We start from the raw sequence: 5,385 nt of genomic DNA, 5'->3' as shown, positions 1-5,385 counted from the left end.
GGTTTCACCTGCCGCGGTTTAGACGGTTGCACGCCCAATGAAAAAGGGCCCGAAACAGTCGAAATAACAATAAAGCAGCGACTTTTTGAAGAATAAAAAACCGATGGCACGGCCCTTGCTCTGAGCAATCAGTGAAGTCGCAGTGCCAACTAAAAAAAACCTTGGAGCACCACCTCATGTCCCAGACGTTTTACAAGAAAGGCTTTGTAGCTCTCGCAGTGGCGGCTGCGTTGGGTGTTTCTTCGTTTGTTCAGGCGGATGTCAAACTTGGTGTGGCAGGTCCGATGACCGGCCCTAGCGCTTCCTTCGGCTTGCAATACATGAAAGGCGCGCAAGCGGCGGCGGATGCAATCAACGCCAAGGGCGGCATCAACGGCGAAAAAATCGTACTGGTCCAGGGCGATGACGCCTGCGAACCGAAACAGGCTGTGGCGGTTGCGAACAAAATGGTCCAGGACAAGGTGATCGGCGTGGTCGGGCACTTCTGCTCGTCGTCGACCATCCCGGCTTCCGAGGTCTATTCCGACGCCGGCATCATCGCAATCACCCCGGGCTCTACCAACCCGACGGTCACCGAGCGCGGCCTGCCTGCCATGATGCGTATGTGCGGACGTGACGACCAGCAAGGTATCGTCGCGGGCAACTACATCGTCGACGTCCTGAAAGGCAAGAAAGTTGCCGTCATCAACGACAAAGACACCTACGGTAAAGGCCTGGCGGACGCAACGGCCAAGCAGTTGACCGCGCGTGGCGTGAAACCTGTTCTTGAAGAAGGCCTGACCCGCGGCGAGAAAGATTTCAGTGCCCTGATCACCAAGGTCCGTTCGGTAGGGGCTGATGTCCTTTACTTCGGCGGCCTGCACCCTGAAGCCGGTCCACTGGTCCATCAACTGCGTGAGCAAGGCCTGAAAGACGTCAAGTTCATGTCCGATGACGGCATCGTCACCGACGAAATGGTCACGACTGCCGGTGGTGCTCCTTACGTCGACGGCGTGTACATGACCTTCGGCGCTGACCCTCGCCTGATTCCGGACAGCAAGGCTGTCGTGGATACCTTCCGCAAATCCGGTTACGAGCCTGAAGGCTACACCCTGTACGCCTACGCCTCGGTGCAAGCCCTGGCTGCCGGCTTCAACGGTGCCAAGTCGAACAAAGGTGAAGAAGCCGCCAAATGGCTCAAGGCGCACCCGGTGGAAACCGTGATGGGCAAGAAGGAATGGGATAGCAAGGGCGACCTGAAAATCTCCGACTACGTGGTTTACCAGTGGGATGCCGCAGGCAAATACCACCAGCTGGACAAACAGAAGTGAGATAAGCGCACCGCCAGGCCTGGGCCTCTCGATATCCTTCGTGGGGCCCGGCTTGAGTCATGGGTTCTGCAGTCATGCCGACCCGGTATTTTTCTTCTGAGCCACATGAACCTGGTCAGGTGCGCCTCACAAGGGCTCATCGACACCGGGTTCGCGGTGGCCTCTCGAGTTAGTGAGAGTGCATGATGGACGGTATTTTCCTGCAACAAGTTATCAACGGTTTGACCCTCGGATCGGTCTACGGCCTGATCGCCATCGGCTACACAATGGTCTACGGCATCATCGGCATGATCAACTTCGCCCACGGCGAGGTGTACATGATTTCCGCGTACCTGGCGGCAATCAGCCTGGCTCTGTTGTCCTACTTCGGTGTCGAATCCTTTCCGCTGTTGATCCTGGGTACTCTGCTGTTCACGGTCTTTGTGACCGGTGTGTATGGCTGGGTCATCGAACGCATCGCTTATAAACCGCTACGCAACTCCACCCGACTGGCACCGCTGATCAGTGCTATCGGTGTTTCCCTGATCCTGCAGAACTACGCACAGATCGCTCAGGGCTCACGGCAACAGGGTATTCCTACGCTGCTGAGCGGTGGGCTGAGATTCGATATCGGTACCGGTTTCGTGCAGATCACCTACACCAAGATCTTCATTCTGGTCGCCGCGTTTATCGGGATGGCCCTGCTGACCTACATCATCAAGTACACCAAGTTGGGGCGCATGTGCCGTGCCACCCAACAAGACCGCAAGATGGCCTCGATCCTGGGGATAAACACCGACCGGGTGATCTCCTACGTGTTCATTATCGGTGCGGCCATGGCTGCGCTGGCGGGTGTATTGATCACGGTGAACTACGGCACCTTCGATTTCTACGCAGGCTTCGTGATCGGCATCAAGGCGTTCACCGCTGCGGTACTCGGCGGGATTGGCTCGCTGCCTGGCGCCATGCTCGGCGGGATCATCCTCGGCGTTTCCGAGTCGCTGTTTTCCGGCGTGATCAACTCTGACTACAAGGACGTCTTCAGCTTCTCGCTGCTGGTACTGATCCTGATTTTCCGTCCTCAAGGCCTGTTGGGTCGCCCACTTGTGGCGAAGGTGTAAGCATGTCCGACACTAATAACAAACCTATCGATGTCAAAAGAAGCCTGATCGACACGGTTCTGGCCGGGTTGATTGCCCTGATTGTCTTCGGCCCGATCGTGGGCGTAGTGCTTGAAGGCTATAGCTACAATCTGCAGCCGACGCGTGTGGCCTGGATGGTCGGGGCGGTGATGATCGGGCGTCTTGCCTTGAGCCTGTTCATGCAGACGGCCAAGGGTGAGAAGGTTCAGCAACGCTTCGAAATCGTCGGCTCCGGCGTGCATGTGCTGGCACCTGATTTCAAGTCTCGGCTGCGCTTCATCATCCCGGCATTGATCGTGATCGCTATCGTGTTCCCGGTCTTCGCCGACAAGTACCTGCTGACGGTGGTGATCCTGGGCTTGATCTACGTGTTGCTGGGCCTTGGCCTGAACATCGTGGTCGGCCTGGCAGGTCTGCTCGACCTGGGTTATGTGGCGTTCTACGCCATCGGTGCGTATGGCCTGGCACTGGGTTATCACTACCTTGGCCTGGGCTTCTGGACCGTGTTGCCKCTGTCGGCACTCATGGCGGCGCTGGCCGGATGCATACTCGGCTTTCCGGTGTTGCGCATGCACGGTGACTACCTGGCCATCGTGACCCTGGGCTTCGGTGAAATCATTCGCCTGATACTGACCAACTGGCTGTCCTTCACGGGCGGGCCTAACGGCATGCCGGTGCCATCACCGTCGTTTTTCGGTATCGAGTTCACGCGTGTGGCGAAGGATGGCGGGATACCCTTCCATGAGTTCTTCGGGACCGAATACAACCCGAACATCAAGTTCATGTTCATCTATGCCGTGTTGTTCCTCGTGGTGATGCTGGTGCTGTACATCAAGCATCGCCTGACCCGAATGCCGGTCGGGCGTGCCTGGGAGGCCTTGCGCGAAGATGAAATCGCCTGCCGCGCCATGGGCCTCAACCACGTACTGGTCAAGCTGTCGGCCTTTACCCTGGGGGCTTCCACAGCCGGTCTGGCAGGTGTGTTTTTTGCCAGCTACCAAGGCTTCGTCAACCCGACCTCGTTCACCTTTTTCGAGTCGGCGTTGATCCTCGCCATCGTCGTTCTCGGTGGCATGGGCTCGACTGTCGGCGTGGTAATCGCCGCGTTCGTGCTGACCGTCGCCCCGGAACTGCTGCGCGGCTTCGCTGAATACCGCGTGTTGCTGTTCGGCATTCTCATGGTGTTGATGATGATCTGGAAACCGCGCGGCCTGATTCGTATCAGCCGTACCGGCGTGACCCCGCGTAAGGGTGCCTTGACTGAGAGGAGCGCGTCATGAGCGATGAATTCATTCTCTCGGTAGAGAACCTGATGATGCACTTCGGCGGCATCAAGGCCCTGAGCGACGTCAGCCTGAAGGTCAAGCGTAACTCGATCTTCGCGTTGATCGGCCCCAACGGAGCGGGCAAGACCACGGTGTTCAACTGCCTGACCGGTTTCTACAAAGCCTCTGGCGGGCATATCGAACTGAACACCCGTGGCGTGAAAACCAACGTCATCAAGATGCTCGGGGAGCCGTTCAAAGCGACCGATTTCGTGTCGCCCAAACGCTTCGTCAACCGGCTGCATTACAAGATGTTCGGCGGCACGCACCTGATCAACCGCGCTGGCCTGGCGCGGACTTTCCAGAACATTCGCCTGTTCAGGGAAATGTCGGTGATCGAGAACCTGCTGGTGGCCCAGCACATGTGGGTCAACCGTAATCTGGTGTCCGGCATTCTCAACACCAAAGGCTACCGCAAGGCCGAAAGCGATGCCCTGGACCATGCCTTCTACTGGCTGGAAGTGGTCGATCTGGTGGACTGCGCCAACCGCCTGGCCGGTGAGCTGTCCTACGGTCAGCAACGCCGACTGGAAATTGCCCGGGCCATGTGCACCCGGCCCAAGATCATCTGCCTGGACGAACCGGCGGCGGGCCTCAACCCGCAGGAAACCGAGGCGCTCAGCGCGATGATCCGGCATCTGCGCGACGACCACGACATTACGGTGGTGCTGATTGAACACGACATGGGCATGGTAATGAGCATTTCCGACCACATCGTGGTGCTGGACCACGGCAACGTGATCGCCGAGGGTAACCCGCAAGCGATCCGCAACGACCCGAAAGTGATTGCCGCCTACCTGGGTGCTGATGAAGAGGAGCTGGTATGACTCAACCGATCCTCGAACTGAAAGCGATCGACGTGTTCTATGGGCCGATCCAGGCCCTGAAAAAGGTCTCGCTGCACATCAACGAAGGCGAAACCGTCAGCCTGATCGGCTCCAACGGCGCCGGTAAATCGACATTGCTGATGTCGATCTTCGGTCAGCCGCGGGCGGCCGGTGGGCAGATCGTCTATCGCGGCGTGGACATCACCCACAAGTCGTCCCACTACATCGCCTCCAACGGCATTGCACAGTCGCCGGAAGGGCGGCGGGTATTCCCTGACATGACCGTCGAGGAAAACCTGCTGATGGGCACGATCCCGATTGGCGACCAGTACGCTACCGAGGACATGCAGCGCATGTTCGAGCTGTTTCCACGGCTCAAGGAGCGGCGCAATCAGCGGGCGATGACCATGTCCGGTGGCGAGCAGCAAATGCTCGCCATTGCCCGGGCCTTGATGAGCCGGCCCAAATTGCTGTTGCTCGACGAGCCGAGCCTGGGGTTGGCACCGATTGTGGTGAAACAGATCTTCGCCACCCTGCGCGAACTGGCGGGCACCGGCATGACCATCTTCCTGGTCGAGCAGAACGCCAACCACGCGCTCAAGCTGTCCGACCGGGCCTACGTGATGGTCAACGGTGAAATCCGCCTGAGCGGCACCGGCAAGGAGCTGCTGGTGAACGAAGAGGTGCGTAACGCCTACCTCGGCGGTCACTGAGTTATCGCTGTTATGCACAAACCCCGGCGCGCAATCGCCGGGGTTTTTTATATCCCCCAAACACCCCTTATCCCCTGTGGGAGCGAGCC

The 5,385-nt window shown here is 58.5% G+C and carries 5 protein-coding genes; all 5 read left to right on the top strand.

Translation table 11 applies throughout. The features are described 5' to 3' along the window. Positions 1 to 176 precede the first annotated feature (176 nt). The 5 genes from AC1DH9_RS21420 (at position 177) to AC1DH9_RS21400 (ending at position 5,296) form a co-directional block, all read left to right on the top strand. Positions 177 to 1,310: a branched-chain amino acid ABC transporter substrate-binding protein gene (locus AC1DH9_RS21420; RefSeq protein WP_103316283.1), complete on the top strand. Its 1,134-nt coding sequence runs from the start codon at positions 177 to 179 to the stop codon at positions 1,308 to 1,310. Positions 1,311 to 1,495: 185 nt separating this feature from the next. Then, positions 1,496 to 2,410: an ABC transporter permease subunit gene (locus AC1DH9_RS21415; protein WP_054598222.1), complete on the top strand. Its 915-nt coding sequence runs from the start codon at positions 1,496 to 1,498 to the stop codon at positions 2,408 to 2,410. Between the two features lie 2 nt (positions 2,411 to 2,412). Further along, the gene (gene livM, locus AC1DH9_RS21410; RefSeq protein WP_427538254.1) at positions 2,413 to 3,711 is read left to right on the top strand and encodes a high-affinity branched-chain amino acid ABC transporter permease LivM; all 1,299 of its coding nucleotides are present in this window, start codon (positions 2,413 to 2,415) and stop codon (positions 3,709 to 3,711) included. Beyond that, the gene (locus AC1DH9_RS21405) at positions 3,708 to 4,583 is read left to right on the top strand and encodes an ABC transporter ATP-binding protein (protein ID WP_054595386.1); all 876 of its coding nucleotides are present in this window, start codon (positions 3,708 to 3,710) and stop codon (positions 4,581 to 4,583) included. Before livM ends, AC1DH9_RS21405 begins: the two co-directional genes overlap by 4 nt. Further along, positions 4,580 to 5,296: an ABC transporter ATP-binding protein gene (locus AC1DH9_RS21400; RefSeq protein WP_054595387.1), complete on the top strand. Its 717-nt coding sequence runs from the start codon at positions 4,580 to 4,582 to the stop codon at positions 5,294 to 5,296. Before AC1DH9_RS21405 ends, AC1DH9_RS21400 begins: the two co-directional genes overlap by 4 nt. The last annotated feature ends 89 nt before the right edge of the window (positions 5,297 to 5,385 follow it).

This window comes from Pseudomonas sp. 05T35 (genome assembly GCF_056396605.1).
The sequence above is the reverse complement of the archived record's forward strand: the minus strand, read 5'-3'. Positions and strand labels throughout refer to the sequence as shown.